The organism is Streptomyces sp. NPDC050564, assembly GCF_044457265.1.
Lineage (GTDB): Bacteria > Actinomycetota > Actinomycetes > Streptomycetales > Streptomycetaceae > Streptomyces.
In genome coordinates, this window is record NZ_JBITGS010000003.1 from 314173 (window position 1) to 337782 (window position 23610).

18 protein-coding genes are annotated in these 23610 nt (G+C 70.7%); 8 read left to right on the plus strand and 10 right to left on the minus strand.

Annotated features, from left to right (window positions below):
* Positions 1-43: 43 nt before the first annotated feature.
* Complete coding sequence (locus ACIBK0_RS07335) at positions 44-973, plus strand: 5'-3' exonuclease H3TH domain-containing protein (RefSeq protein ID WP_399076754.1); 930 nt, start codon at positions 44-46, stop codon at positions 971-973.
* A gap of 101 nt (positions 974-1074) precedes the next feature.
* On the plus strand, positions 1075-1911 hold the full coding sequence (locus ACIBK0_RS07340) for a siderophore-interacting protein (RefSeq protein ID WP_399076578.1): 837 nt from the start codon (positions 1075-1077) through the stop codon (positions 1909-1911).
* Between the two features lie 142 nt (positions 1912-2053).
* On the opposite strand, the gene ACIBK0_RS07345 is transcribed toward ACIBK0_RS07340, so the two are convergent.
* The 3 genes from ACIBK0_RS07345 to ACIBK0_RS07355 form a co-directional block, all read right to left on the minus strand.
* Complete coding sequence (locus ACIBK0_RS07345) at positions 2054-2830, minus strand: ABC transporter permease (RefSeq protein ID WP_189187891.1); 777 nt, start codon at positions 2828-2830, stop codon at positions 2054-2056.
* Positions 2827-3840 carry an ATP-binding cassette domain-containing protein gene (locus tag ACIBK0_RS07350; RefSeq protein ID WP_399076580.1) on the minus strand — a complete coding sequence of 338 codons (1014 nt, stop codon included), beginning with the start codon at positions 3838-3840 and terminating at the stop codon, positions 2827-2829. Before ACIBK0_RS07350 ends, ACIBK0_RS07345 begins: the two co-directional genes overlap by 4 nt.
* A 187-nt stretch (positions 3841-4027) precedes the next feature.
* Entirely contained in the window at positions 4028-4678 is a 651-nt protein-coding gene (locus ACIBK0_RS07355) for a PadR family transcriptional regulator (protein WP_399076582.1), read from the minus strand.
* A gap of 246 nt (positions 4679-4924) precedes the next feature.
* On the opposite strand from ACIBK0_RS07355, the gene ACIBK0_RS07360 reads away from it, so the two are divergent.
* Both ACIBK0_RS07360 and ACIBK0_RS07365 read left to right on the plus strand, forming a co-directional pair.
* Positions 4925-6463, plus strand: coding sequence for an amino acid permease (locus ACIBK0_RS07360; protein ID WP_399076584.1), 1539 nt, complete (start codon positions 4925-4927; stop codon positions 6461-6463).
* Positions 6464-6492: 29 nt separating this feature from the next.
* Positions 6493-7443 carry an RluA family pseudouridine synthase gene (locus tag ACIBK0_RS07365; RefSeq protein ID WP_399076586.1) on the plus strand — a complete coding sequence of 317 codons (951 nt, stop codon included), beginning with the start codon at positions 6493-6495 and terminating at the stop codon, positions 7441-7443.
* Between the two features lie 272 nt (positions 7444-7715).
* Here the strand turns inward: ACIBK0_RS07365 and ACIBK0_RS07370 are convergent, their stop codons facing one another.
* The 6 genes from ACIBK0_RS07370 to ACIBK0_RS07395 form a co-directional block, all read right to left on the minus strand.
* On the minus strand, positions 7716-9185 hold the full coding sequence (locus tag ACIBK0_RS07370; RefSeq protein ID WP_399076589.1) for a cytochrome P450: 1470 nt from the start codon (positions 9183-9185) through the stop codon (positions 7716-7718).
* 72 nt (positions 9186-9257) lie between these two features.
* Positions 9258-9878, minus strand: a complete 621-nt coding sequence (locus tag ACIBK0_RS07375; protein WP_399076591.1) for a GTP-binding protein — start codon at positions 9876-9878, stop codon at positions 9258-9260.
* Positions 9859-10284, minus strand: coding sequence for a DUF742 domain-containing protein (locus ACIBK0_RS07380; RefSeq protein ID WP_399076593.1), 426 nt, complete (start codon positions 10282-10284; stop codon positions 9859-9861). The genes ACIBK0_RS07375 and ACIBK0_RS07380 overlap by 20 nt, the downstream gene beginning before the upstream one ends.
* Positions 10281-10688 carry a roadblock/LC7 domain-containing protein gene (locus ACIBK0_RS07385; protein ID WP_369245368.1) on the minus strand — a complete coding sequence of 136 codons (408 nt, stop codon included), beginning with the start codon at positions 10686-10688 and terminating at the stop codon, positions 10281-10283. Before ACIBK0_RS07385 ends, ACIBK0_RS07380 begins: the two co-directional genes overlap by 4 nt.
* Positions 10685-12277 carry a sensor histidine kinase gene (locus ACIBK0_RS07390; protein WP_399076595.1) on the minus strand — a complete coding sequence of 531 codons (1593 nt, stop codon included), beginning with the start codon at positions 12275-12277 and terminating at the stop codon, positions 10685-10687. Before ACIBK0_RS07390 ends, ACIBK0_RS07385 begins: the two co-directional genes overlap by 4 nt.
* A gap of 423 nt (positions 12278-12700) precedes the next feature.
* The gene (locus ACIBK0_RS07395; RefSeq protein WP_399076597.1) at positions 12701-13327 is read right to left on the minus strand and encodes a TetR/AcrR family transcriptional regulator; all 627 of its coding nucleotides are present in this window, start codon (positions 13325-13327) and stop codon (positions 12701-12703) included.
* 386 nt (positions 13328-13713) lie between these two features.
* Here ACIBK0_RS07395 and ACIBK0_RS07400 point away from each other — a divergent pair, with 386 nt between their 5' ends.
* The 4 genes from ACIBK0_RS07400 to atzF all read left to right on the plus strand — a co-directional run bounded on the left by ACIBK0_RS07400 (position 13714) and on the right by atzF (position 20426).
* Positions 13714-14538, plus strand: a complete 825-nt coding sequence (locus ACIBK0_RS07400; protein ID WP_399076599.1) for an urea amidolyase associated protein UAAP1 — start codon at positions 13714-13716, stop codon at positions 14536-14538.
* Positions 14535-15134 carry an urea amidolyase associated protein UAAP2 gene (locus ACIBK0_RS07405; protein ID WP_399076601.1) on the plus strand — a complete coding sequence of 200 codons (600 nt, stop codon included), beginning with the start codon at positions 14535-14537 and terminating at the stop codon, positions 15132-15134. The genes ACIBK0_RS07400 and ACIBK0_RS07405 overlap by 4 nt, the downstream gene beginning before the upstream one ends.
* Positions 15131-18658, plus strand: coding sequence for a 5-oxoprolinase/urea amidolyase family protein (locus tag ACIBK0_RS07410; protein WP_399076602.1), 3528 nt, complete (start codon positions 15131-15133; stop codon positions 18656-18658). The genes ACIBK0_RS07405 and ACIBK0_RS07410 overlap by 4 nt, the downstream gene beginning before the upstream one ends.
* A gap of 97 nt (positions 18659-18755) precedes the next feature.
* On the plus strand, positions 18756-20426 hold the full coding sequence (atzF, locus tag ACIBK0_RS07415) for an allophanate hydrolase (RefSeq protein ID WP_399076604.1): 1671 nt from the start codon (positions 18756-18758) through the stop codon (positions 20424-20426).
* A 303-nt stretch (positions 20427-20729) separates the two neighbouring features.
* Here atzF and ACIBK0_RS07420 read toward each other — a convergent pair whose 3' ends face one another.
* Positions 20730-23591: a DEAD/DEAH box helicase gene (locus tag ACIBK0_RS07420; RefSeq protein WP_399076606.1), complete on the minus strand. Its 2862-nt coding sequence runs from the start codon at positions 23589-23591 to the stop codon at positions 20730-20732.
* Positions 23592-23610: the final 19 nt, after the last annotated feature.

Genomic DNA, 23610 nt, shown 5'->3' on the forward strand with positions numbered 1-23610 from the left:
GTCGGTGGCGTAAGAGACGTCACTGTCAGTGGCGTACGGCATGATGCGATTCGTGACCCGACGCCTGATGCTCCTCGACTCCGCCTCGCTGTATTTCCGCGCCTATTTCGGCGTGCCGGAATCCGTGAAGGCCCCGGACGGCACAGCTGTGAACGCCGTGCGCGGGCTGCTGGAATTCATCGACCGCCTGGTCAAGGACCACCGCCCCGACGACCTGGTGGCCTGCATGGACGCGGACTGGCGCCCGCAGTGGCGGGTCGACCTGATCCCCTCCTACAAGGCACACCGGGTGGCCGAGGAGCACGAGGTGGGTCCGGACGAGGAGGAGGTGCCGGACACGCTGTCGCCGCAGGTGCCGATCATCGAGGACGTCCTGGACGCCCTCGGCATCGCGCGCGTGGGGGTCGAGGGGTACGAGGCGGACGATGTGATCGGCACGTTCACCGGGCGGGCCCCGGGCCCGGTCGACATCGTCACCGGCGACCGCGACCTCTACCAACTCGTGGACGACAAGCGTGGGGTGCGCGTCCTGTATCCCCTCAAGGGCGTCGGCACGCTCCAGCTCACCGACGAGGCCTGGCTGCGCGAGAAGTACGGCGTGGACGGCCCGGGTTACGCGGATCTGGCGCTGCTGCGCGGCGACCCGAGCGACGGCCTGCCCGGCGTACCCGGCATCGGCGAGAAGACGGCCGCCAAGCTGCTCGCCGAATTCGGCGACCTGGCCGGGATCATGGCCGCGGTCGACGACCCGAAGGCCAAGCTGACTCCCTCGCAGCGCAAGCGCCTCGACGAGGCGCGGCCGTACGTCGCGGTCGCGCCCAAGGTCGTCAAGGTCGCCGGTGACGTCCCCCTGCCGGACGTGGACACCGCGCTGCCGCACGCGCCGCACGATCCGGCCGCGTTGGACGAACTCGCCGTACGCTGGGGGTTGGGCGGCTCGCTGCAGCGGTTGCTCTCCACCCTGCAGGCATAGGTGAACTCTTCAGGCATAGGTAGTACCGCTGCACGCATAGGTCGCGCAGAGGGAAGGGTGCTAACTTAGGTAAGCCTAAGCATGTAAACCTGGAGGTTGTCATGGCAGAGCGCCCGGCACGCAAGCCCCGGAAGCCCCACTCCGCGCAGGTGGTGCGGACCGAGCGACTGACTCCGCACATGCAGCGGGTGGTGCTGGGCGGCGACGGCCTGGCCGAATTCACCGCGGGCGGCAGCACCGACCATTATGTGAAGCTGTTGTTCGGCGCCGAGGGGGTCACTTACCCCGAGCCCTTCGACATGCAGCGCATTCGCGAGGAGTTCCCGCGCGACCAGTGGCCCGTGACACGGACGTACACCGTGCGCGCCTGGGACCCCGAGGTGCGCGAGTTGACTCTGGACTTCGTGATTCACGGCGACGAGGGTCTGGCCGGTCCGTGGGCCGCCCGGGTCCAGCCGGGCGAGATCGTACGGTTCATGGGCCCCGGTGGTGCCTATGCGCCCGACGCGAGCGCCGACTGGCATCTGCTGGCCGGTGACGAGAGCGCGTTGCCCGCGATCGCGGCCGCTCTGGAGGCGCTGCCCGACGGCGCGGTGGCCCATGCCTTCGTCGAGATCTCCGGCCCCGAGGAGGAGCAGAAGATCGACTCCGACGTGGACGTGGTCTGGCTGCACCGCGGGGACCGGCCCCTGGGCGAGGCCCTGGTCGAGGCCGTACGCGCCCTCGCGTTCCCCGAGGGCCGGGTGCACGCGTTCGTGCACGGCGAGGCCGGCTTCGTGAAGGAGCTGCGCCAACTGCTGCGGGTCGAGTGTGAGATCCCGCGCGAGGACCTGTCGATCTCCGGCTACTGGCGCCTTGGGCACAACGAGGACGGCTGGCAGGCGACGAAGCGGGAGTGGAACGCGCAGGTGGAGGCGGAGCAGGAAGCGTCCGCGTAGGCGCTTGGAGACCTGAGCAACAGGGAGCGGCCACCTGCTCGGTGGCCGCCCCCTGGTCAACCGCCCGATGGCCGCATCCTGGTCGACCGCCTCACGGCAGCCCCCTGGTCAGCTGCTCCGTGGCCGCCCCCGGTCAACCGCCTTACACCGACCGCTGGTACGACCGGAACGTGCGGATCGACAGCCACACCGCCGCCACCGCGAGAGCGAGCAGCGCACCGCCCCTGCTGAAGACGTCACCCCAGTCGGGGTGGGCGGACAGCGCCGAACGGCCCGCCACCATCGCCCAGTTGAGCGGGTTGAAGTCGGCGATGTGCCGCATCCAGCCGGGCATCTGGGACGGGGCCATGAAGGCCGAGGACAGGAACGTCAGCGGCAGCAGCAGGAAGGTGTTGATGCCGATGATGGACTCCCGCTCCCGGACCAGCATGCCCAGTGCGTTGGAGAGTGCCCCGAAGATCGTGCCGAGCAGCACCGAGGCGATGATCAGGATCGCGACGCCGCCGATCCCGCCCGGGTAGTCGGCGCCGCCGAGCAGTCCGAGCAGCACGATGATGACCGACTGCAACGCGGTGACCAGGCCGTTGTTGACGACATTTCCGTTCATCAGAGCCGCCCGGCTGACGGGCGTGGTCAGGAACCGGTTGAGCGTGCCCCGCTGGATCTCGTCGAGCGTGGTCATGCCCGCCCACATGTTGGAGCTGAGCGCGCTCATCACGACGACGCCCGGCACGAGGTAGTCGAGATACGAGGTGGTGCCGAAGCCGCCGAGCTCGACGACCTTCTTGAACAGGTTGCCGAACAGGAACAGCCAGACCACCGGCTGGATCAGGGTGATCAGCAGATACGCGGGCTGCCGTACGAACACCATGAGTTGACGCTGGGTCATGTACCAGGTCTGGGAGACGGCGGTACTCATCGGGCACCTCCGGAGAGGACAAGGCTGTCGGCGCCTTCCGCTTCGGCCTCGGAGTAACGGCGGCCCGCATAGCGCAGATAGACGTCGTCGAGCGAGGGGCGGGCCACGGTGGCGGCGGCGACGCCGACCCCGGCGCGCTCGAGCGCCCCGAGCAGGGCGGGCACAGCGGCGGCCCCGTCGTCGGCGCGGACACTGATGCGGCGGCCGTCGAACAGTGCCTCGTGCACGCCGGGCAGCCGCGTGAGGGCGCCGTTGAGCAGCGTACGACCGGCTTCGCCGACCGCGTCGCGCAGGTCCAAGTGAACGGCGTCGCCGCGGAGTTCACCCTTGAGGGCATCCGGCGTGCCCTCGACCACGACGCGGCCCCGGTCGACGATCGCGATGCGCTCGGCGAGCCGGTCGGCCTCCTCGAGGTAGTGCGTGGTGAGCAGGATCGTCAGGCCCTCGTCGCCGGCGAGGCGGGCGATCTCGTCCCACATCGCGGTGCGCGCCTCGGGATCGAGACCGGTGGTCGGCTCGTCGAGAAAGAGCACCTCGGGACGGTGGACCAGGCCGAGCGCCACGTCCAGACGCCGCCGCATCCCTCCGGAGTAGCCCTTGACCTGGCGCTTCGCGGCGTCGGCGAGCTTGAAGCGGTCGAGGAGTTCGTCCACCCGGCGGCTCAGCCCGGCACTCCTCAATCCGTAGAGCCTGCCCTGGAGTTGGAGGTTCTCCCGACCGGTCGCCACCGGGTCGGCGCCCGAGCTCTGGGCGACCACCCCGATCGCGCGGCGCACCCGGTCCGGGTGGCGCAGCACGTCATGCCCCGCGACGTTGGCGGTACCCGAATCGGGACGGGCCAGGGTGGTGAGGATCTTGACGGTGGTGGACTTGCCTGCGCCGTTCGGACCGAGCAGTCCGAAGACGGTGCCTGGCTCGACGGTGACGTCCATGCCGCTGAGCGCGGTGACGTCACCGGGGTAGGTCTTGATCAGCTGACGCGCCTCGACCGCGGGCGCACGGGTACTCATGACGACTGCTCTCCTGTGTGAGCGGTGATCTCGGGCAGGGCCGAGCCGATCCGCGTGAAGAGCGCCGGGCTATCCTGGGTGTGCCGCACCTCGATCGCCTGGAACTGCCTCACGGCGGATTCAGTTCGGGGTTCGAGACCCTGGCGGGGCTGCTGCAACAGCTCTGCCGGGGTCTTTCTCTGTTCGGCTACGGTCTCTCGACGTCGCCGTCCTCCAGATTCCGGTATTCCTCGGGGACCTCCCCCGTCTCGTTGAAGGTCCGCCACTCCTCGACTCCGGGAAACGTGCCCGCCGTGACCTCCGTCAGGAAGCCGCGCACCCACGAGGCCTCCGCGTCGATCATGTGCAGCTTGAACTCGGACTCGATCAGGAAGAGCCGGGGCAGCGTCTCGTAGAGCTTCTCCATGCCGCCGCGCAGGCTCGCGGCCCGCACCTCCAGCATGTTGAGGCGCTCCTCCAGCAGGCGGGCCACCTCGTCGGGGTGGAGCACGCCCATCAGTGAGAGCGCGGCCTCGAAGATCGGATACTCCTGCGCCGGGACGGCGAGCAGGTCCGACAGCCACTCCGTGGCCTCTTCACGTCCGGCCTCCGTGATGCCGTAGAGGGTGCGCTCGGGGCGGTTGCCCTGCCGCTGCACCTCGGCGACCTCGACGAAGCCGTGCTTCTCCAGGTTCTGGACGACGGTGTAGAGCGAGCCGTAGTTGATCTTCAGGCTGGCGTCCTTGCCCCGACGACGCAGGGTCTGGGCGATCTCGTACGGGTGCATCGACCGCTCGGCGAGCAGCACCATGACCGCGAGCGCCAGCGGATTGCTCAGCTTCCGGCGTTTCGTCGCCACGATGACCTCACCTCGCCCCCGAATATCCGTGGCCGAACATATCGCGTATCCGGAGGGAGAGTCAATACACACGATGTATCGCGTCTGCGTTCGGATGGCAAGGGCGTGAGGACTTAGGCCCGCCGTCGACATGGCCGCGTCACGCGAGCGAAACAGGGTCTCCCTAATTTCTGTCACCCGACAGGAATCCCGCTCGGATCCCCCGCAGATCCCGCCCACCCTTCCGCGCCGAAGGCAGGTGCCGCCGTGACCACTACCGCCCCCTCCGACGTACGCCCCGACCCGCCGGAGTCCTCCGGCGACCGCTCCCTGGCCGAGTTCGGCTACCGCCAGGAGCTGCATCGCAGCCTCGGCCGGTACGCCTCGTTCGCCGCCGGGTTCTCCTTCATCTCCGTCCTGACGACCGTCTTCCAGTTCTTCGCCTTCGGGTACGCGTTCGGCGGTCCGGTCTTCTTCTGGACCTGGCCGGCCGTGCTGGTGGGCCAGTTGCTGGTCGCCGCGTGCTTCGCGGAGCTGGCCGCGCGCTATCCGCTCTCGGGCGCGATCTACCAGTGGTCGTCCCGCCTGTCGAACCTCTCGTTCGGCTGGTTCGCCGGGTGGATCATGGTGATCGGGCAGATCGTGGTGGTCGCGGCGGCGGCGCTGGCGCTGCAGATGGTGCTGCCGGCGATCTGGTCCGGCTTCCAGCTGGTGGGCAGCGACCCGGCGCCCACGAGTGCGGACGGAGCGGCCAACGCCGCCGTGCTCGGCGTGATCCTGCTGGTCCTGACCACACTGGTCAACGTCGTCGACAACCGTGTGATGTCCGTGATCAACCGAGTCGGCGTGACCGCCGAGATCATCGGCGCGGTCCTGATCATCGTGCTTCTGCTCACGCACTCCGAGCGTTCCCCCGGCATCACCTTCCACACCGGCGAGGGCAGCACCGGCCTCTTCGGGGCGCTGATGGTGGGGTCGTTCATGGCCGCGTACGTGATGATCGGCTTCGACAGCGCGGGCGAGATGAGCGAGGAGACCCACAACCCCCGCCGTACCGCGCCCCGTACGATCCTCACCGCGCTCGGCGCGGCCGGCCTGCTCGGCGGGCTGATCGTCCTCGGCGGACTCCTGGCGGCCCCCAGCCTCACGGACGGACACCTGGGTGTCGACGGCCTGAGCTACGTCCTGACCAGCAGCCTCGGCGACGGAATCGGCCGTGCGCTGCTCGCCGACGTGGTGGTGGCCATCGCGGTGGCGACGCTGGCGATCCAGACGGCCGCCTGCCGCATGCTCTTCTCGATGGCCCGAGACAACCAGCTCCCCTTCTCCCGCCGCCTCGCCAAGGTCAACCCGCGCACCGGCATGCCGAGCGCCCCCGCTCTGGTCGTGGGCATCCTCGCCGCCGCCCTGCTGCTCCTCGACTTCGCCTCCCCGGACGCGTTCCTGGCGATCGGCACCACCTGCATCGTGATGCTGTATCTGGCGTACGCGATGGTGACCGGACCACTGCTGGTGCGCCGCCTGCGCGGTGAGTTCCCCGGCTCCGACGGCGTCGACGAGGAGGGCCGCCCCCTCTTCTCCCTCGGCCGCTGGGGTGCCCCCGTCAACGCGATCGCCCTCCTCTACGGCCTCTTCATGACCGTCAACCTCGCCTGGCCCCGTGCCGCGGTGTACGACCCGGCGGGCGGGCACTGGTACTTCCAGTGGTTCACCCTGCTCTTCCTGGGCGTGACGCTGGTCGCGGGCGCGGCGTACCGGGCGTACCGGGCGCGGGCAACGGTGGCAGAGGCACCTGCGTACGCCTGACCGCCAGCGGGCCTCGTACGCTTGACCAGGTGAGACGCAAGCCCCGGATCCCGCCCTCCCCCCTGCCGCAGCGCGACGGGGTCGACCCCGTGCGGATCAAGCTGCCGCAGGGCGGGGGCTGGGCCACCGTGCGCGAGCATCTGGTGGAGCGGCTCGCGGCGGGGGCCGGGGTGATCGACCGGATGATCGGCGAGAGGCTGATCATCGGGGAGGACGGGCGGCCGCTGAGCGCCGACGCGGCGTATGTGCCGGGGATGTTCGTGTGGTTCCACCGGGAGCTGCCGGACGAGGAGCGGGTGCCGTTCGCGCTCGACGTCGTGTACCGCGACGAGCACATCGTGGTGGCCGACAAGCCGCACTTCCTCGCCACCACCCCGCGCGGCAGCCATGTCGCCCAGACCGCTCTCGCCCGGCTGCGGCGGGAGCTGGACCTCCCGACGCTGGGCGCCGCGCACCGCCTGGACCGGCTCACCGCCGGACTGGTGCTGTTCACCGTACGGCCCGAGGAACGCGGCGCGTACCAGTCGCTGTTCCGCGACAAGCTCGTCGGCAAGGAGTACGAGGCCGTGGCCGCGTACGACGCGGAGCTGGACCTGCCGCGTACGGTCCGCAGCCGGATCGTGAAGGAGCGCGGGGTGCTGGCCGCCAGGGAGGTGGCGGGCGAGCCCAACGCGGTCAGCCGGGTCGAGCTGCGCGACCACCGCGACGGAGTGGGGCGTTACCGGCTGACGCCCAGCACCGGGCAGACCCATCAACTCCGGGTCCACATGAACACGTTGGGCGTGCCCATCCTCGGCGATCCGCTCTACCCGGTGGTGACCGGCCCCGTGCCGGCCGGTGACTTCCGGCGCCCGCTGCAACTGCTGGCGCGGGTGCTGGAGTTCACCGATCCGGTCACGGGGCACGCGCACCGGTTCGTCAGCGAGCGGGAGTTGGCGGCCTGGGCCTCGTACGACGCGTGGGCGTCCCGCGACGCATAGCCATCGCCTGACAGGTGGGCGTGACCCCACGCGGACAGGTGGGCGTGCCCCTACGCGGGAGGCCACCGCCCGACATGCGGGCGTCCCGCGACGCGGAGGCACCGCCCGATACGTGGGCCTCCCGCGACGCCAAGGCACTGTCTGACACACAGGCACCCGCTGACATGCAGGCACGCTCCGACGCACAGGCACCCCGTGACGCGTACGCGTCGCACGACCGCCAGGGCCGGGGCAGCTCCCCGGAGCGGCCCCGGCCCTCGCCGCGCAGCCGGTCAGTAACCGCGCCACCAGCGCAGGAAGCGCTGCCAGGCGCCGAGACGCCGGGCAGGCTCCGGTGTCGGCGCGGGCTGGGCAGCCACTGGCTCCGGTGCGGGCGCGACCGGCTCGGCCCTATCCGTGGTGACCTGCCAGTTCGGCCGCTGGCGCGGCACCGCGTTGACGGCGGGACGCTGCATCACGTCCTGCGGCGGCTTCGGCACGAACCGCACGGGCAGCTCCACCAGGTGGCGCGACGACAACGACGCGCGCCAGCGCAACTCGCTCTCCTCGCAGTCGAGTTCGACATCCGGCAGACGCAACAGAAGTGCGTCGACGCCGACATCGGCGATGGCACGGCCGATGTCCTGACCGGGACACTCGTGCGGGCCGCCGCCGAACGCGAGGTGGGAGCGGTTGCCCTGCATGTTGGCGGCGAGGTCGGGGCGGACCCGTGGGTCGACGTTGCCCGGCGCGATCGCGAAGAGCAGTCCGTCGCCCTTGCGGATACGCCGGCCGCCCAACTCCGTTTCCTGCTTGGCGAAGTAGCCGAGGACGGCACTGAACGGCGGCTCGTCCCACAGGGACTGCTCGACCGCCTCGGGCACCGTCATCTGGCCGCCGTTCAGCTGGGCGCGGAAGCGCGGGTCGGTGAGCACCATGCGCAGCACGTTGGCGATGAGGTTGGCCGTGGCCTCGTACGCGGCGAGCAGGACGAGCCGAAGATGCTGGGCGACCTCGTCGTCGGTGAGCCCGGCCGGGTGGTTGATGAGGTGGCTGGTGAAGTCGTCCTCGGGCATGGCGCGGCGCCGGGTGGTGAGCTGCATCAGCACACTCATGACGTACTCGTTGCTGGCGATCGCGGTCTCGGTGCCCTTGAGCAGGTCGCGGGTGGCGTGCACCATGCGGTCGTTGTAGTCCTCGGGCATGCCGAGGATCTCGCAGAGCACGGCCATGGGCAGATGCTCGGCGAACTGGCCGACCAGGTCGGCCTTGCCGATCTCGCAGATCTGATTGACCAGGCGCTGCGTCGAACGGTTGATGTGGCGCCGCAGGCTGCGGAAGTCGATGGTCGTCATGGCGCCGGTGACCGCCCCGCGCAGCCGCAGATGTTCGTCGCCCTCTGCGTGCGAGCAGATGGGCTGCCAGGCGATGAGGGGCATCAGCGGGTTGTCCGGCGCCACCGTGCCGTCCTGGACCGCGGTCCACAGGCGGCTGTCGCGCGCGAAGTGCGAGGGGGTGCTCACCATGTGCAGGTTCTCGCCGTGGCCGAGCACCACCCAGATCGGCACGTCGTCATGGAGCAGCAGGGGGGCGACGGCGCCGTGTTCGGCACGGAGTTTCTCGTACAGGGCTCCCAGGTCCTCCGCCTCGGGTCCGTACAGGCGGTGCAGCCCGCCAGGACCGAGGCCGTGGGCGGGGCAGCCGGGCGGCGGACCGAGCGTGGGGTCGTCCGTACCGGTCGGGGAGTGGGATTCAGGCGTCACGGTGATCGCTCCGAAACTGAAATGGATCCGGTTTATGGGGAGTTGACGTATGTGCTGCTGTGGGTCGCGGGCTCAGGCACGCGCCTGGGACATGGCCAGCTGGTGCAGGAAGCGCATCAGCGTCATCAGGACGTCCCGGCTGGAGGCCCTGCGGCGCGCGTCGCACTTCACGATGGGGATCTCCGCGGACAGGTCGAGCGCGGTCCGCAGGTCCTCGATCGGATAACGGGGCGCGTCCGGGAAGTCGTTTATGGCAACGACGAACGGCACACCGCGCTCCTCCAGGCGGCCGATCACGTCGAAGCTGACCTCCAGGCGGCGGGTGTCGATCAGCACGACCGCGCCGAGCGCGCCCTCGAAGAGGCCGTTCCACAGGAACCAGAAGCGCTCCTGCCCGGGCGTACCGAACAGATAGAGCACCAGCTGTTCGGTGAGGGAGATGCGGCCGAAGTCCATGGCGACGGTGGTGGCCGTCTTGGTCTCGGAACCGTAGTTGTCGTCGACTCCGATGCCGGCCTGCGTCATGGTCTCTTCGGTGGTCAGCGGCCTGATCTCGCTGACGGATCCCACCATGGTCGTCTTGCCGACCCCGAAGCCGCCCACGATCACGATCTTCACCGCCGCCTGTGTGGTGTGCGGCAGATGGTCCTCGGCGCGAGGGCCCGTGATGGTGTCAGAGCTTTTGAAGTCCATGCATCACCGCTTCGAGGAGGGAACGGTCGGGGAGCGCCGAGCGGACGATCGGGGCGCGCGCCTGTACCAGTTCGGCCGCCAGCAGCTCGGTGAGCAGGACGGTCACCACGCTGAACGGCAGGTTGAGATAGGCCGAGAGCTCGGCCACGGACAGAGGGGCCTTGCAGAGCCGCAGCAGCGCCGTCTGCTCCGGCTGGGCGGCGGGCGGCGGCGCGTCGGCGCGCGCCACGATTAACGTGACCAGGTCGATGTCGGCCCGATCACCGCCCTCTCCTCCGCCCGTGAGGACATACAGGCGCCCGGGGTCCTTCGGGTTGTCCTGGCCCTCCGGAGCGGAACCCGCTTGAGGGGGCTCCGGAGGTTCTTCTTCCTTGGGGTAGCGCCGCCGGCGTTGCGGAGGAGTCATACGGTCTGCCCGTTGCGCCGCGGCGGACTCGTCAGATGGGCGCCGATCCGAACGACGAGGTCACGCATGCGGTTGCTCATCAGCCCCGGTTCCGCGGTCTGGTTGGCGAGCACCGCGAGATAGGCGTTGGGTCCCGCGGACATCAGATAGAAGTACCCGCCGTTGATCTCGATGATGACCATCCGCATCCGGCCGTCACTGCGGGGGATCTCGCTCGCGACGGCTCCGGCCAGGCTCTGCAGGCCCGCGCAGGCCGCGGCGACCCGGTCGGCGGCGTCCGGATCCCCGCCGTAGCGGGCGATGCGCAGGCCGTCGGCGGAGAGCACCACGATCTGCTGGATGCCCGGTACGCCGTCGGCGAGCTCCTTGAGCATCCAGTCGAAGTTGGCTCGCTGCTGGATCACTTGAGGTCCCCCTCGTCGTCGGCCTCGGCAGGGGCCGGCTCGTTGTTCCTGGTGAATGCGGTCGGGTCCGGGTCACCCTTGAGTCCGTTCATGAACGCCTCGACCCACAGCCCCGGTTCGGGTTCCTTCTCCTCCGGGACGGGCTCGGGTGACCATGCGGAGGCCGCAGCGGCCTTGGCCTCGGCAGCCTCCGCCTCGGCCCGGGCGGCCTCGGCGTACCGCTGGCTGAGCGGGACCTTGACCCGGCTGCGACGCTGCGGCAGCCCGTTGGCCGTCCATTCGGTGACGGTGGGGACGTCGTCCTCCATGGCCTCGCCCATCGGGGCCGGGATCCGGGGACCGGTGGTCGGGCGGCGCTTCTTGGGCTTGCGCGCGGGACCCTCGACGCCGCCGGTGTCGACACCCGTGACGGAGGCCGCGCCGACGCCGTGCGCGAGACCGGGAGCCGGGTCGGTGGTGAGCATGTCGCGGGGCGCGATGAGGACGGCGCGGACGCCGCCGTACGCGGACTGCCGCAGCGAGATCTGCATGTTGTACATCTGCGCGAGTCGGCCGACGACCGCCATGCCGAGCCGCGGGGCCTGGCCCATGACGTTCGGGTCGACGCCGGCCGCGGCCAGTCGGAGCAGCTCCTCGATCTTTCCGCGTGCCTCGTCGCTGAGGCTGACGCCGCCGTCCTCGATCTCGATGGCGACGCCGGTCTGCACCTCGATGGCGGTGACGTGCACCTTGGTGTGCGGCGGCGAGTAGCGCGTGGCGTTGTCGAGGAGCTCGGCCAGGGCGTGGATGAGCGGTTCGACGGATACGCCCTTGACGGCGACGTCGACGATGTTGTGCAGTTCGATGCGGCGGTACTCGAGGATCCGGGACATCGCGCCGCGCAACACGCTGAACAGCGGTACGGGCTGTGGCCATTGGCGTCCGGGACGGCCGCCGCCGAGGACCGCGATGGAGTCGGCGAGCCGGCCGATCAGCGCGGTGCCGTGGTCGATGCGCAGCAGGTCGTCGAAGACCTCGGGGTTGCGCCCGTGGTCCTCCTCCATCTCGCGCAGTTCGTTGTTCTGCTGGTGCACGATGGCCTGGACGCGCCGGGCGATGTTGACGAAGGAGCGCTGCGCCGCGTCGCGCATCGACTCCTCGGTGTCGATGATCTTGAGCAGCGTCTTCAGCAGATCGCGCTGCGACTCGGGGATTCCGCCGTGGCCCGGGTTGTCACGGCCAAGGGTGCGGATCACCTCTGCGGGCGAATCGCCGCCGCGCAGCTGGTCGAGCGCGGCGGGCAGGACGTCCTCGTGCAGGTACACGATGTCCTGGTCGTGGGCGGTGATGCGCTGTTCCAAGGAAGCGGTGCGTCGCGCGAGTTCGGTGCGCAGGTCGCGGGCGATGCGGCCGCGGCGTACGGCTTCGGCGCCGATCGCGACGACCAGGAGCGTCGCGATGCCGCCGCACCAGCCGACGGCGGCCCGGGCCGGGTCGGTCACGACGGCGACGGCGGCTCCGGTCGCCGCGGCCATCAGTATGGCCGGCAGCAACAGCACGCGCGCGTAGGGAAGTTCACGGCCGCCGGGAGGCGATTGAACACTCACCATGTATGCCCTCTGAGACAAATCGGCTGGGGGGTAGGGGGAGATTGTGGGGGAAACGGCATGGTCAAACTGAATCTTCGGAACTTTTGGGAACAAGCGCACGAATACACCTCAACTCGGTGCGCTGCGGGCGAGCTTAGTCCGACCGGATCATCGCTGTGTCATATTCAGCAAGCACCTGAAATCGCCTTGGAGGCAGGAGTACCCTCGGCCCCATTTGCACGCTGAGGCTTCACCCGCACACGGTGCGTGATGGCGTACGGGCATACGAAAGTCACCCCTCAGGGGGGTGAAAACTCCGGAAACTCGGGCCGGACTCCACTCGAATTGCAGTCGGACTCCGGCTCGGACTGCGATCGAACTCGGACTCGGACTGCGATCGAATTCCGGCTCGGACTCCGGCTCGGACTTCGCTCGGAGTCCGGCTCAGATCCCGGCGATCCGCAGCGCCGCGTCCGCCGTGGCCTCGGCGAACGCCGACACCGGCCGGTCCGGATCGGAGCGGTGCACGAGGATGACTCCCTCGATCAGCCCGAACAGCAGATCTGTACGCAGATCCAGCTCACTCTTGGCGAGCGCACCCCCCGCCGTCGTCGCCGCGAGCAACTGCCGGTAGGCGTCCTTGAGTTCGGCCCGTACGGCATGGAAGCCCGCGAAGCGTTCGGTGCGCACCTCGGGCAGCAGATAGAGCCCGCCGAGGTTGTGCGGGCCGCCACAGAGCAGCTCCACATCCGTACGGCACAGCTCCCACAGTCGGCGCTCCGCCGGGGTCGCGTCGTCCGCGAGGAGCTCGCGGGCGAAGGACAGCGACGGCGTGACCGTGGACTCCAGGAGCTCGGCGAGCAGCTCTTCCTTGCCGGAGACGTAGTGGTACATGGATGCCTGGCGCATGCCGGCCCGCTCGGCGACAGCACGGGTGGTCGTCGCGGCGTAGCCGTGCGTGGTGAACAACTCGGCGGCGGCATCGAGCAGTTCGGCGCGCGGGGTCAGCCCGCTGTCCGGCCGCTGCGCTGCGCGCGGCCGGCCGACGCGCCGTCCGCCACCGGTTCCCATGCGTTCGATCCTAGTGCCCCAGCAGGCAACGTTCGCCCCGTCGCGACGCCCGGCACGCCCTCTCGCCGCACCGGCCGAAAGCCCAAGTACGTCCAGTACGAGGACTTCCGGCCGGCACACCGAGAGCACGCACCGGACGCCGCTCCTTGACGGGCAAACGTTGCCTGCCGCGGCACCAGCTGCGGGTCCGCCGTGGCTGGTCGTGCCCGCGCGGCGGAGCCGCATGGTGTCACAGCCCCGCGCCCCTTTGGGGCGCGCTCCGGCGCCCCCGGTGAGGGATCGGTAACCGCACGGCAATGCACGGGCAACGGCTCCGACCCCCTGGGCTCCTAATTTCTGTCGGGCGACAGAAATGACCCGAGCCGTCAACAGCCGGAGGTCCCGCGATGGCGACAGCCACCACTTACGGAGCCCGCGACCATGCCCGATCCCAGGAAGGCACCCGCGCCGAGGCCATGCCCGTCGTCCCGGCGAACGCCTGGCCGGCACCGCCTTGCGAGGCGGGCCACCTGGTGTGGGCGGAGACGGTGGCGGGCGGCAACTACACACACAAGGTGCTGGCCCGCGGCACCGAGCTGCGGCTGACCGACCTGCGCGGCGACGCGTGCGCGCACCTCCTGCTGTACGTCGCCGACCGCCCCTGGGAGCGCCTCAACGTGGCGGACACGGTCAAGGTCCAGTGGAACGCCTACCTGGGCGAGGGGCAGCTGCTCCTGTCCGACCAGGGCCGGGTGCTGGCCTCGGTGATCGCCGACACCTCCGGGCGGCACGACGCGCTGTGCGGCACCTCCACGCTCGTACGGAACACCGAGCGGTACGGGGACGGGACGCCGCAGTCCCCCTCCCCGGCCGGCCGCGAGCTCTTCAAGCTGGCCGCCGCCAAGAACGGTCTGGAACCGCGTGATCTGCCGCCCTCGCTCTCCTTCTTCCAGGGCGTGGAGGTCCGCGACGACGGCTCGCTGGACTTCGCCGGCTCGGCCGGGCCCGGCGGCAGCGTGACCCTGCGCGCCGAGCAGGACGTGACCGTGCTGATCGCGAACGTGCCGCACCCTGCCGATCCCCGGTCGGAGTACGTGAGCACCCCGCTGGAGGTGCTGGCCTGGCGCTCGGAGGCGACCAAGCCGGGCGACCCGCTGTGGGAGGCGACGCCCGAGGGCCGCCGCGCGTTCCTGAACACCGCCGAATTCCTTGCCGCGAGGGGGATCGCATGACCCGCACCGTCATTCCGGCCCGGGCCGCCTGGTCGGCCGTCGTCCGCACCGGCGAGACGCTCACCGTCACCGATCTGCACGGCAACCAGGCCGTCGACTTCCTCGTGTACGACGCCCACGACACCGCCGTCCGCTACAGCGCGCCCGACACGATCCACGCGCAGGGCAACCTCTTCCTGACCACCGGCAGTGTGCTCATGTCCAACGAGCACACCCCGCTGATGACCCTCCTGGCGGACGAGGTCGGCCGGCACGACACGGTCGGCGGCGCCTGCTCCAAGGAGTCGAACACGCTGCGGTACGGGCACCACACCTGGTCCCAGCACGCCTGCGTCGACAACTTCCTCGCGGAGGGCGCCAAATACGGCCTGGGCAAGCGCGATCTCGTCTCGAACATCAACTGGTACATGAACGTCCCGGTCGAGAAGGACGGCACCCTCGGCATCGTCGACGGCATCTCGGCCCCGGGGCGCAGGCTCACCCTGCGCGCCGAGCGCGACGTGATCGTGCTGGTCTCCAACTGCCCGCAGATCAACAACCCGTGCAACGGCTTCGAGCCGACCGCCGTGGAGATGACCATCGGGGCGCCGGAATGACCTTCGACACGCTGCTCGTCGCCAACCGGGGCGAGATCGCGGTGCGGATCATCCGGACGGCACGCGAACTCGGCGTGCGCACGGTCGCCGTGTACTCCGACGCCGACCGCTCCGCACCCCACGTCCGGCTCGCCGACGAGGCCGTACGGCTGGGACCCGCGCCCGCGAAGGAGTCGTACCTCGACGCCGACCTGATCCTGAAGGCGGCCAAGGACACCGGTGCCGGGGCGATCCACCCCGGGTACGGCTTCCTGTCCGAGGACGCGGCGTTCGCGCGGCGCTGCGAGGACGCCGGGATCGTGTTCGTGGGGCCGACGCCGGAGCAGCTGGAGCTGTTCGGCGCGAAGCACACGGCGCGGGCGGCGGCCGAGGCGGCGGGAGTACCGCTGGCGCCGGGTACGGGGCTCCTGCCCGGCCTTCCGGAAGCCCTGGAGGCCGCCGACCGCATCGGCTATCCGGTCATGCTCAAGGCCACCGGCGGTGGCGGCGGCATCGGTATGTCGGCATGTCGCTCCGCCGATGAGTTGACCGAGGCCTGGGAGCGGGTGCAGCGCGTCGCCGCGGCCTCCTTCTCCTCGGCGGGGGTCTTCCTGGAGCGCCTGGTCGAGCACGCCCGCCATGTCGAGGTGCAGGTCTTCGGCGACGGCCGGGGCCGTGTCGTCACCTTCGGCGACCGCGACTGCTCGCTCCAGCGCCGCAACCAGAAGGTGCTGGAGGAGGCTCCGGCCCCGGGGCTGCCCCCGCGCGTCCGCGACCAACTCACCGCGTCGGCAGGCGACTTGTGCGCCTCCGTGGACTACCGCTCGGCCGGAACCGTCGAGTTCGTCTACGACGCCGCCCACGAGGAGGCCTACTTCCTGGAGGTCAACACCCGCCTCCAGGTGGAGCATCCGGTCACCGAGGAGATCTACGGCGTCGACCTCGTCGCCTGGATGCTGCGGCTGGCGCGCGGGGAATCGGATGTCGTACGGGACCCGGGGGCGCCCCGCGGTCACGCCGTCGAGGCCCGCTTGTACGCCGAGGACCCCTCGCGCGAACACCGGCCGAGCGCGGGCCTGTTGACACGGGTCGAGTTCCCCGGCGGTGTCCGCGTGGACGGCTGGGTCGAGACGGGCACCGAGGTGACCACGTCGTACGACCCGATGCTCGCGAAGGTCATCGCGTACGGCCCGGACCGGGCGCACGCCCTGGAACGCCTCGACGAGGCGCTGGCCAGGACCCGGGTCGACGGCATCGAGACGAACCTGGGGCTGGTGCGGGCGGCGCTCGCGGAGGAGTCCTTCCGGGCGGCGACGCACTCGACGGCGACGCTGGCCGGCATCACCGACCCGACGGCGCGCATCGAGGTCGTGGCCGGCGGGACCCTCACCACCGTGCAGGACTGGCCCGGCCGCACCGGCTACTGGCAGGTGGGCGTGCCGCCGTGCGGCCCGATGGACGACCTGTCCTTCCGGCTCGGCAACCGGGCGCTCGGCAACCACGAGGGCGCGCCGGGGCTCGAGTGCACCTTGCAGGGACCGACGCTGCGATTCACCCACGCCACGACCGTGTGCGTCAGCGGTGCTCCCGCGCCGGTCACGGTGGACGGCGCGCCGGTCGCCCAGTGGGAACCGGTGGCGGTGCCCGCGGGAGCCGTACTGGAGGTGGGCGCCCCCACCGAGCACGGGCTGCGCACCTATGTGCTGGTCGCGGGCGGCGGCCTGGACGTGCCGGCGTTCCTCGGCAGCGCGGCCACGTTCACGCTGGGCCGTTTCGGCGGCCACGGGGGGCGGTCACTGCGGACCGGGGACGTGCTGCACGGCGGGTCGGTGACGGACCACGGGGCGCCCGTGCCCGTGGGCGATCGGCCCGTGTTCACGTCCGATTGGCGGGTCGGCGCCCTCGAAGGCCCGCACGCGGCACCGGAGTTCTTCACCGAGGACGACATCCACGACTTCTACGCCGCCGGCTGGAAGGTCCACTTCAACTCGGCGCGCACGGGGGTACGGCTGGTCGGGCCGAAGCCCCGCTGGGCGCGTACGGACGGCGGCGAGGCGGGTCTGCACCCGTCCAACATCCACGACACGCCCTACTCGGTGGGCGCGGTCGACTACACCGGCGACATGCCGGTGCTGCTCGGCCCGGACGGTCCCTCGCTCGGCGGCTTCGTCTGCCCGGCGACGGTCGTCAGTACGGAGCGCTGGAAGCTCGGGCAGTTCCGTCCCGGTGACACCGTGCGCTTCGCGCCGCTCGCCGAGGACGGCTCGGCGCGGCCCGCGATCGTGGACGGCGGGGTGCTGGCCCGGGACGGTGACGTGACCTTCCGCCGCAGCGGCGACGACAACCTGCTGGTCGAATTCGGCCCCATGCAGCTGGACCTGGCCCTGCGGATGCGCGTCCACGCGCTGATGGAGGCGGTCGCCGAGGCGGATCTCGACGGCGTCACGGACCTGACACCCGGCATTCGCTCCCTGCAGATCCAGACGGACCCGCGCAGGCTTCCGCAGCGCGCGCTCCTCACCACCGTCAGGGCCGTCGCCGCGGCGCTCCCTGACTCCGACCAGCTGGTGGTCCCCTCCCGCACGGTCCACCTCCCGCTCTCCTGGGACGATCCGGCCACCCGCGAGGCGATCGCCCGCTACATGGCGGGCGTCCGCGACGACGCCCCCTGGTGCCCGTGGAACATCGAGTTCATCCGCCGTGTGAACGGCCTGGACGCGGTGGAGGACGTGTACCGGACGGTCTTCGACGCGGAGTACCTCGTCCTGGGCCTGGGCGACGTGTACCTGGGCGCCCCGGTGGCGACACCGCTGGATCCGCGCCATCGCCTGGTCACCACCAAGTACAACCCGGCGCGCACCTGGACGGCCGAGAACTCGGTCGGCATCGGCGGCGCCTACCTCTGCGTCTACGGCATGGAGGGCCCCGGCGGCTACCAGTTCGTCGGCCGCACGACCCAGGTCTGGTCGGGCTGGCAGCAGCGCGGCGCGTTCGAGCCGGGCTCGCCGTGGCTGCTGCGCTTCTTCGACCGCATCAAGTGGTACCCGGTGTCGGCCGAGGAACTGCTGCAGCTGCGGGCCGACATCACCTCGGGCCGCTTCGTCCCCCGGATCGAGGAGGGCGAGTTCTCACTCGCCGCGTACGAGGCCTTCCTCGCCGAGAACGCCGACTCCATCGCGGAGTTCCGGTCCCGGCAGGGCGCCGCCTTCTCGACGGAACGGGATGCCTGGGAGGCGGCGGGAGAGTTCGCACGGGCAGCGGCGGCGACCGCGCCGGCCGCGCCCCCCGTGGAGGTCTCGGTGCCCGAGGGCGGCCGCCTGATCGAGGCCGAATTCGCGGCGTCGGTATGGCAGCTGAACGTGCGAACGGGCGACGCGGTGACGGCCGGCCAGCCCCTCCTCGCCCTGGAGGCGATGAAGATGGAGTCGAGGGTGCCCGCCCCGATGAACGGCATCGTGAAGGAGATCCTCGCCAGGCCGGGCGACCAGGTGGAAGCGGGCACGGCCCTGATGGTCCTCGCGCCGACGGGACCAGCAGTGCCTTGAAAACCCGCCCGGTGGTCTGTGACCAGGCGTTTCGCAAGGGCGGAACGGGTGGGCACAGACCACCCACCGGCCCGCCCCCGAGCAGCAAGGAGCACCCATGTCCACCGTGACCCGAGTCGAAATGGCGTACGCCCGCATCGAGGCCGTCGACCACCCCGAGATCTGGATCGACCTACGCCCCCGGGCGGAGGTCGATCGGGAAGCCCGGGCCATCGACGCCCGCGTCAACGCGGGCGAGCCCCTCCCCCTGGCCGGCAAGCTCTTCGCCGCGAAGGGCAACATCGACGTGGCGGGCCTCCCCACCACCGCCGGCTGCCCGGCCTACGCGTACACCCCGCAGGGCGACGCCCCCGTGGTCGCCCGCCTCCGCGCCGCAGGCGCGATCGTGCTGGGCACCACGAACCTGGACCAGTTCGCGACGGGCCTGGTCGGCACCCGTTCCCCCTACGGCGCCGTACGCAACCCCCTCGACCCGAGCAGGGTCAGCGGCGGCTCCAGCTCAGGATCGGCCGTAGCCACGGCCCTCGGCATCGTCGACTTCGCCCTCGGTACGGACACCGCCGGCTCGGGCCGCGTCCCCGCCGCCTTCAACGGCATCGTCGGCCTGAAGCCGACCCGCGGCCTGGTCCCGATGACCGGCGTCGTCCCGGCCTGCGCCTCACTGGACTGCGTGACCGTGTTCGCCGGTACGCTCCCGGAGGCCGAGCAGGCGCTCGCGTACATGACGTCCCCGTCCGGCCGCGACCTCCCGCCGCTCCCCCAGCGGGCCCCCGGCCCTTGGCGCGTCGCCGTGGCGCCGACGGCACAGCTCGGCGAGCTGGACGAGGGCTGGGCAAAGGCGTACGAGGCGGCGGTGGCCCAGCTGACGGCGGCGGGTGCGGAGGTGCGCGCCCTCGACCTCACGCCGTTCACCGAGGCCGCCGCGATGCTCTACGAGGGCGCGTTCGTCGCCGAGCGCTATACCGCCGTGGGGAGCTTTATCGACAAGTTGATCAGTGAAGGGGGTGCTGGGCTCGACCCGACCGTCGCCGGAATCATCACCCGCGCCCGGGACATCCCGGCCCACCAGCTGTACGCGGATCAGGACCGGCTGGCCGAGCTCCGCGCCCGGGCGCTCGCTGGACTCGGCGACGCGGACGCACTGTTGCTGCCGACCACGCCGGGCCACCCCACGCTCGCCGAGGTGGCCGCCGATCCGCTGGGCGCCAACGCCCGCCTGGGCCGTTTCACCAACTCCACGAATCTCTTCGACCTGGCCTCGGTCGCCGTTCCCGGCGGCACCGTGGACGGGCTGCCCTTCGGCGTGATGCTGATCGGTCCTGCGTTCACGGACGAGCGCCTGGCCCGGATCGCCCGGCTGCTCCAGCCGCGGCTGCGGATCGCCGTCGTCGGCGCACACCTGTCGGGCCAGCCGCTCAACCCCCAGCTCCTCTCCCTGGGAGCGGAGTGGGAACGGACGACCACGACGGCACCCGCCTACCGTCTGCACGCCTTGTCCACCACGCCTCCCAAGCCCGGCCTGGTCCACGTGGGCACCGGCGGGAACGCCATCGAGGCAGAGGTGTGGCGGCTGCCCGCCGAAGGCCTCGGGCGCCTGCTCGCCGACCTGCCCCGGCCGATGGCTCTGGGCCGGGTCGAGCTGGCCGACGGCACGCACGTAACCGGATTTCTGTGCGAGCCCGGCGCGCTCGAAGGGGCCGAGGACATCACGGAGTACGGCGGCTGGCGCCGTTACCTCCGGGCGCGGCCCGCGCAACCGGGGCTCTAGCTGCTCCCGCCCCCGCTGCCCGCTGTCGCCCCCTCCCGCTCCCGCTCCCGCCCCTTCCCGCTCCCCGCTCCCTCCCACTCCGCGCTCCGCGCTCCCCGCTCCCCGCTTCCCGCTTCCCGCGACCATCGGAGCCCTCGTCCCGGCAACCTGTCCGCAGCCGTACGGCAGCCGGCCTCGGACCTGTTCCACAGCCCCGCTCGGCCCTCGTACGCATGCGCGCGCCCGGCCCGTACAAGCCCCGGAACGAAAGAGCGCGCCGCCTCCCTGACATCAAGAAGGCGGCGCGCCACGGAACCGGTCGGCTCAGCCCACCGAGGAGTAGGCCACGACCCCGCGCAGCAGCCCGTCGACCGCCTTGCGCGCGTTCTTCGCGACCGTCGAACTCCCGCCGCCGGAGACGGGTGCGGCGGCCGCGATCTGGCCCAGTACGTCGATGACCTGCTTGCACCAGCGCACGAAGTCACCGGCGGGCATCTCCGCCTCGCGCAGCACCTCGTCGAGCCCCTTGCCGGAAGCCCACTCATACGCGGCCCAGGCGAAGCCGAGGTCCGGTTCGCGCTGGCCGACGCCCTCGGTCTGGGTGATCCGGAAGTCCTCCTCCAGCGCGTCGAGGCGGCCCCAGATGCGGACCATCTCGCCGAGCGCGTCCTTGGCCTTGCCGGACGGCACCTTCGGTGCCATGGCGTCGTCGGCGACCCGGGACTCGAACACCAACGCCGAGACGCAGGCGGCCAGTTCGGCGGGGTTGAGCCCTTCCCAGACCCCGGCGCGCAGGCATTCGCTGGCGAGCAGGTCGAGTTCGCCGTAGAGCCGGGCGAGCCGCTTGCCGTGTTCGGTGACCTCGTCGCTGCGCAGGTAGTCCAGCTCGGTGAGGAGGGCGACGATGCGGTCGAAGGTGCGGGCGATGGTGTTCGTCCGGCCCTCGATGCGGCGCTCCAGCTGCGTGGTGTCGCGCAGCAGCCGGTGGTAGCGCTCGGCCCAACGAGCGTGGTCCTCACGGTCGTTGCACCCGTGGCAGGGGTGGGCCCGAATCGCCGTGCGCAGCCGGGCGATCTCGCGGTCGTCGGCCGCCTCGGACCGCTTCTTGCGGTGCCGGTCGGGGACGAGGTGCCCGGCCTTGGTGCGCAACGCGGACGCCAGGTCGCGACGCGACTGCGGCGAGCGCGGGTTGAAGGACTTGGGGATCCGCATCCGGTCCAGCGCTTCGACCGGGACCGGGAAGTCCATCGAGGCCAGCCGCTTCACCTGGCGCTCGGCGGTGAGTACCAGCGGGCGCGGGCCGTCGTGCTGCTCGAAGCCGCGGTGGCCGTTCGACCGGCCCGCGGGCAGCCCGGGGTCCAGCACCAGCGCGAGTCCCGCGTACTTTCCGGTCGGAACGTGGATCACGTCACCGGGCTTGAGCTTCTCCAGGGCGACGGCCGCTTCCACACGACGCTGCGAGGCACCCTGCCTCGCCAGCTCGGTCTCGCGGTCCTTGAGCTCGCGGCGCAGCCGCATGTACGCGTCGAAATCGCCCAAGTGACAGGTCATGGACTCCTTGTAGCCGTCCAGACCCTCCTCGTTGCGCTGCACCTGCCGGGAGATCCCGACGACCGACTTGTCGGCCTGGAACTGCGCGAAGGACGTCTCGAGGAGCTCGCGCGAGCGGTGCCGCCCGAACTGCTCGACCAGGTTCACCGCCATGTTGTACGACGGCTTGAAGCTCGAGCGGAGCGGATACGTGCGCGTGCCCGCGAGTCCCGCAAGATGTTCGGGGCTGAAGCCGCGCTGCCACAGCACGACCGCGTGGCCCTCGACATCGATGCCGCGGCGCCCGGCGCGGCCGGTCAGCTGGGTGTACTCGCCGGGGGTGATGTCGGCGTGCTGCTCGCCGTTCCACTTGACGAGCTTCTCCAACACCACCGAGCGGGCGGGCATGTTGATGCCCAGCGCAAGGGTCTCCGTCGCGAAGACGGCCTTGACCAGGCCGCGTACGAAGAGTTCCTCGACGACCTCCTTGAACGTCGGCAGCATGCCCGCGTGGTGGGCCGCGATGCCGCGCTCCAGGCCCTCCAGCCACTCGTAGTAGCCCAGGACGTGCAGATCCTCGGTCGGGATGGAGGCCGTACGCTCCTCCACGAGTTCGCGCACCCTGGCCCGCGCCTCGTCGTCGTTCAGCCTGAGGCCCGCGTACAGGCACTGCTGGACCGCGGCCTCGCAGGCCGCGCGGCTGAAGATGAACGTGATGGCGGGCAACAGCCCTTCGGCGTCGAGCCGCTCGATGACCTCGGGGCGGCCCGGCGTCCACATGCGGGAGCGCTGTCTGCGCTCCCGCTCACGGTCGGCCTCGCGCATGGCGCGGCCCCGTCTGCGGTCCTGGTACGACGGCCGGCTGGCCTCCATCCGCGCCATGCGCGTGAGATCGGGGTTGACGGCCTTCTTCTGGCCCTCGCCCTCCTCGAAGAGGTCGTACATCCGGCGCCCGGCCAGTACGTGCTGGAACAGCGGCACGGGCCGGTGCTCGGAGACGATCACCTGGGTGTCGCCGCGCACGGTGTCCAGCCAGTCACCGAACTCCTCCGCGTTCGACACGGTCGCCGAGAGCGACACCAGGGTCACCGACTCGGGGAGGTGGATGATCACTTCCTCCCAGACGGCGCCGCGGAATCGGTCGGAGAGGTAGTGCACCTCGTCCATGACCACATAGCCGAGACCGAGGAGGGTCTGCGAGCCCGCGTACAGCATGTTGCGCAGCACCTCGGTGGTCATCACGACCACCGGGGCTTCGGAGTTGACGCTGTTGTCGCCGGTGAGCAGGCCGACCTTCTCCGCGCCGTAACGGCGGCACAGATCGGCGTACTTCTGGTTCGAGAGCGCCTTGATCGGCGTCGTGTAGAAGCACTTCTTGCCCTGCTGGAGGGCCAGGTGGACGGCGAACTCGCCGACGACCGTCTTGCCCGAACCGGTGGGCGCGGCCACCAGGACGCCCTTGCCCCCCTCAAGGGCTTGGCAGGCCTCGATCTGGTAGGGGTCGAGGCCGAAGTCGTACATCTCGCGGAAGGAGGCGAGCGCGGTGGCCTGCTCGACAGCGCGCTGTCGTGCTGCCGCGTACCGCTCGGCCGGTGAGAGGTCCTCTGTCATCGTGCTTTCGAGACTACCGGGAGGCACTGACAACAGGACGATCAATATTCGGATCCGATGCTGT

Excerpts from the sequence above, each read along its gene's own strand:
- ACIBK0_RS07335 (WP_399076754.1), top strand. The coding sequence starts at position 44 with ATGCGATTCGTGACCCGACGCCTGATGCTCCTCGACTCCGCCTCGCTG.
- ACIBK0_RS07340 (WP_399076578.1), top strand. The coding sequence starts at position 1,075 with ATGGCAGAGCGCCCGGCACGCAAGCCCCGGAAGCCCCACTCCGCGCAG.
- ACIBK0_RS07345 (WP_189187891.1), bottom strand. The coding sequence starts at position 2,830 with ATGAGTACCGCCGTCTCCCAGACCTGGTACATGACCCAGCGTCAACTC.
- ACIBK0_RS07350 (WP_399076580.1), bottom strand. The coding sequence starts at position 3,840 with ATGAGTACCCGTGCGCCCGCGGTCGAGGCGCGTCAGCTGATCAAGACC.
- ACIBK0_RS07375 (WP_399076591.1), bottom strand. The coding sequence starts at position 9,878 with ATGGACTTCAAAAGCTCTGACACCATCACGGGCCCTCGCGCCGAGGAC.
- ACIBK0_RS07380 (WP_399076593.1), bottom strand. The coding sequence starts at position 10,284 with ATGACTCCTCCGCAACGCCGGCGGCGCTACCCCAAGGAAGAAGAACCT.
- ACIBK0_RS07390 (WP_399076595.1), bottom strand. The coding sequence starts at position 12,277 with ATGGTGAGTGTTCAATCGCCTCCCGGCGGCCGTGAACTTCCCTACGCG.
- ACIBK0_RS07395 (WP_399076597.1), bottom strand. The coding sequence starts at position 13,327 with ATGGGAACCGGTGGCGGACGGCGCGTCGGCCGGCCGCGCGCAGCGCAG.
- ACIBK0_RS07400 (WP_399076599.1), top strand. The coding sequence starts at position 13,714 with ATGGCGACAGCCACCACTTACGGAGCCCGCGACCATGCCCGATCCCAG.
- ACIBK0_RS07405 (WP_399076601.1), top strand. The coding sequence starts at position 14,535 with ATGACCCGCACCGTCATTCCGGCCCGGGCCGCCTGGTCGGCCGTCGTC.
- ACIBK0_RS07410 (WP_399076602.1), top strand. The coding sequence starts at position 15,131 with ATGACCTTCGACACGCTGCTCGTCGCCAACCGGGGCGAGATCGCGGTG.
- atzF (WP_399076604.1), top strand. The coding sequence starts at position 18,756 with ATGTCCACCGTGACCCGAGTCGAAATGGCGTACGCCCGCATCGAGGCC.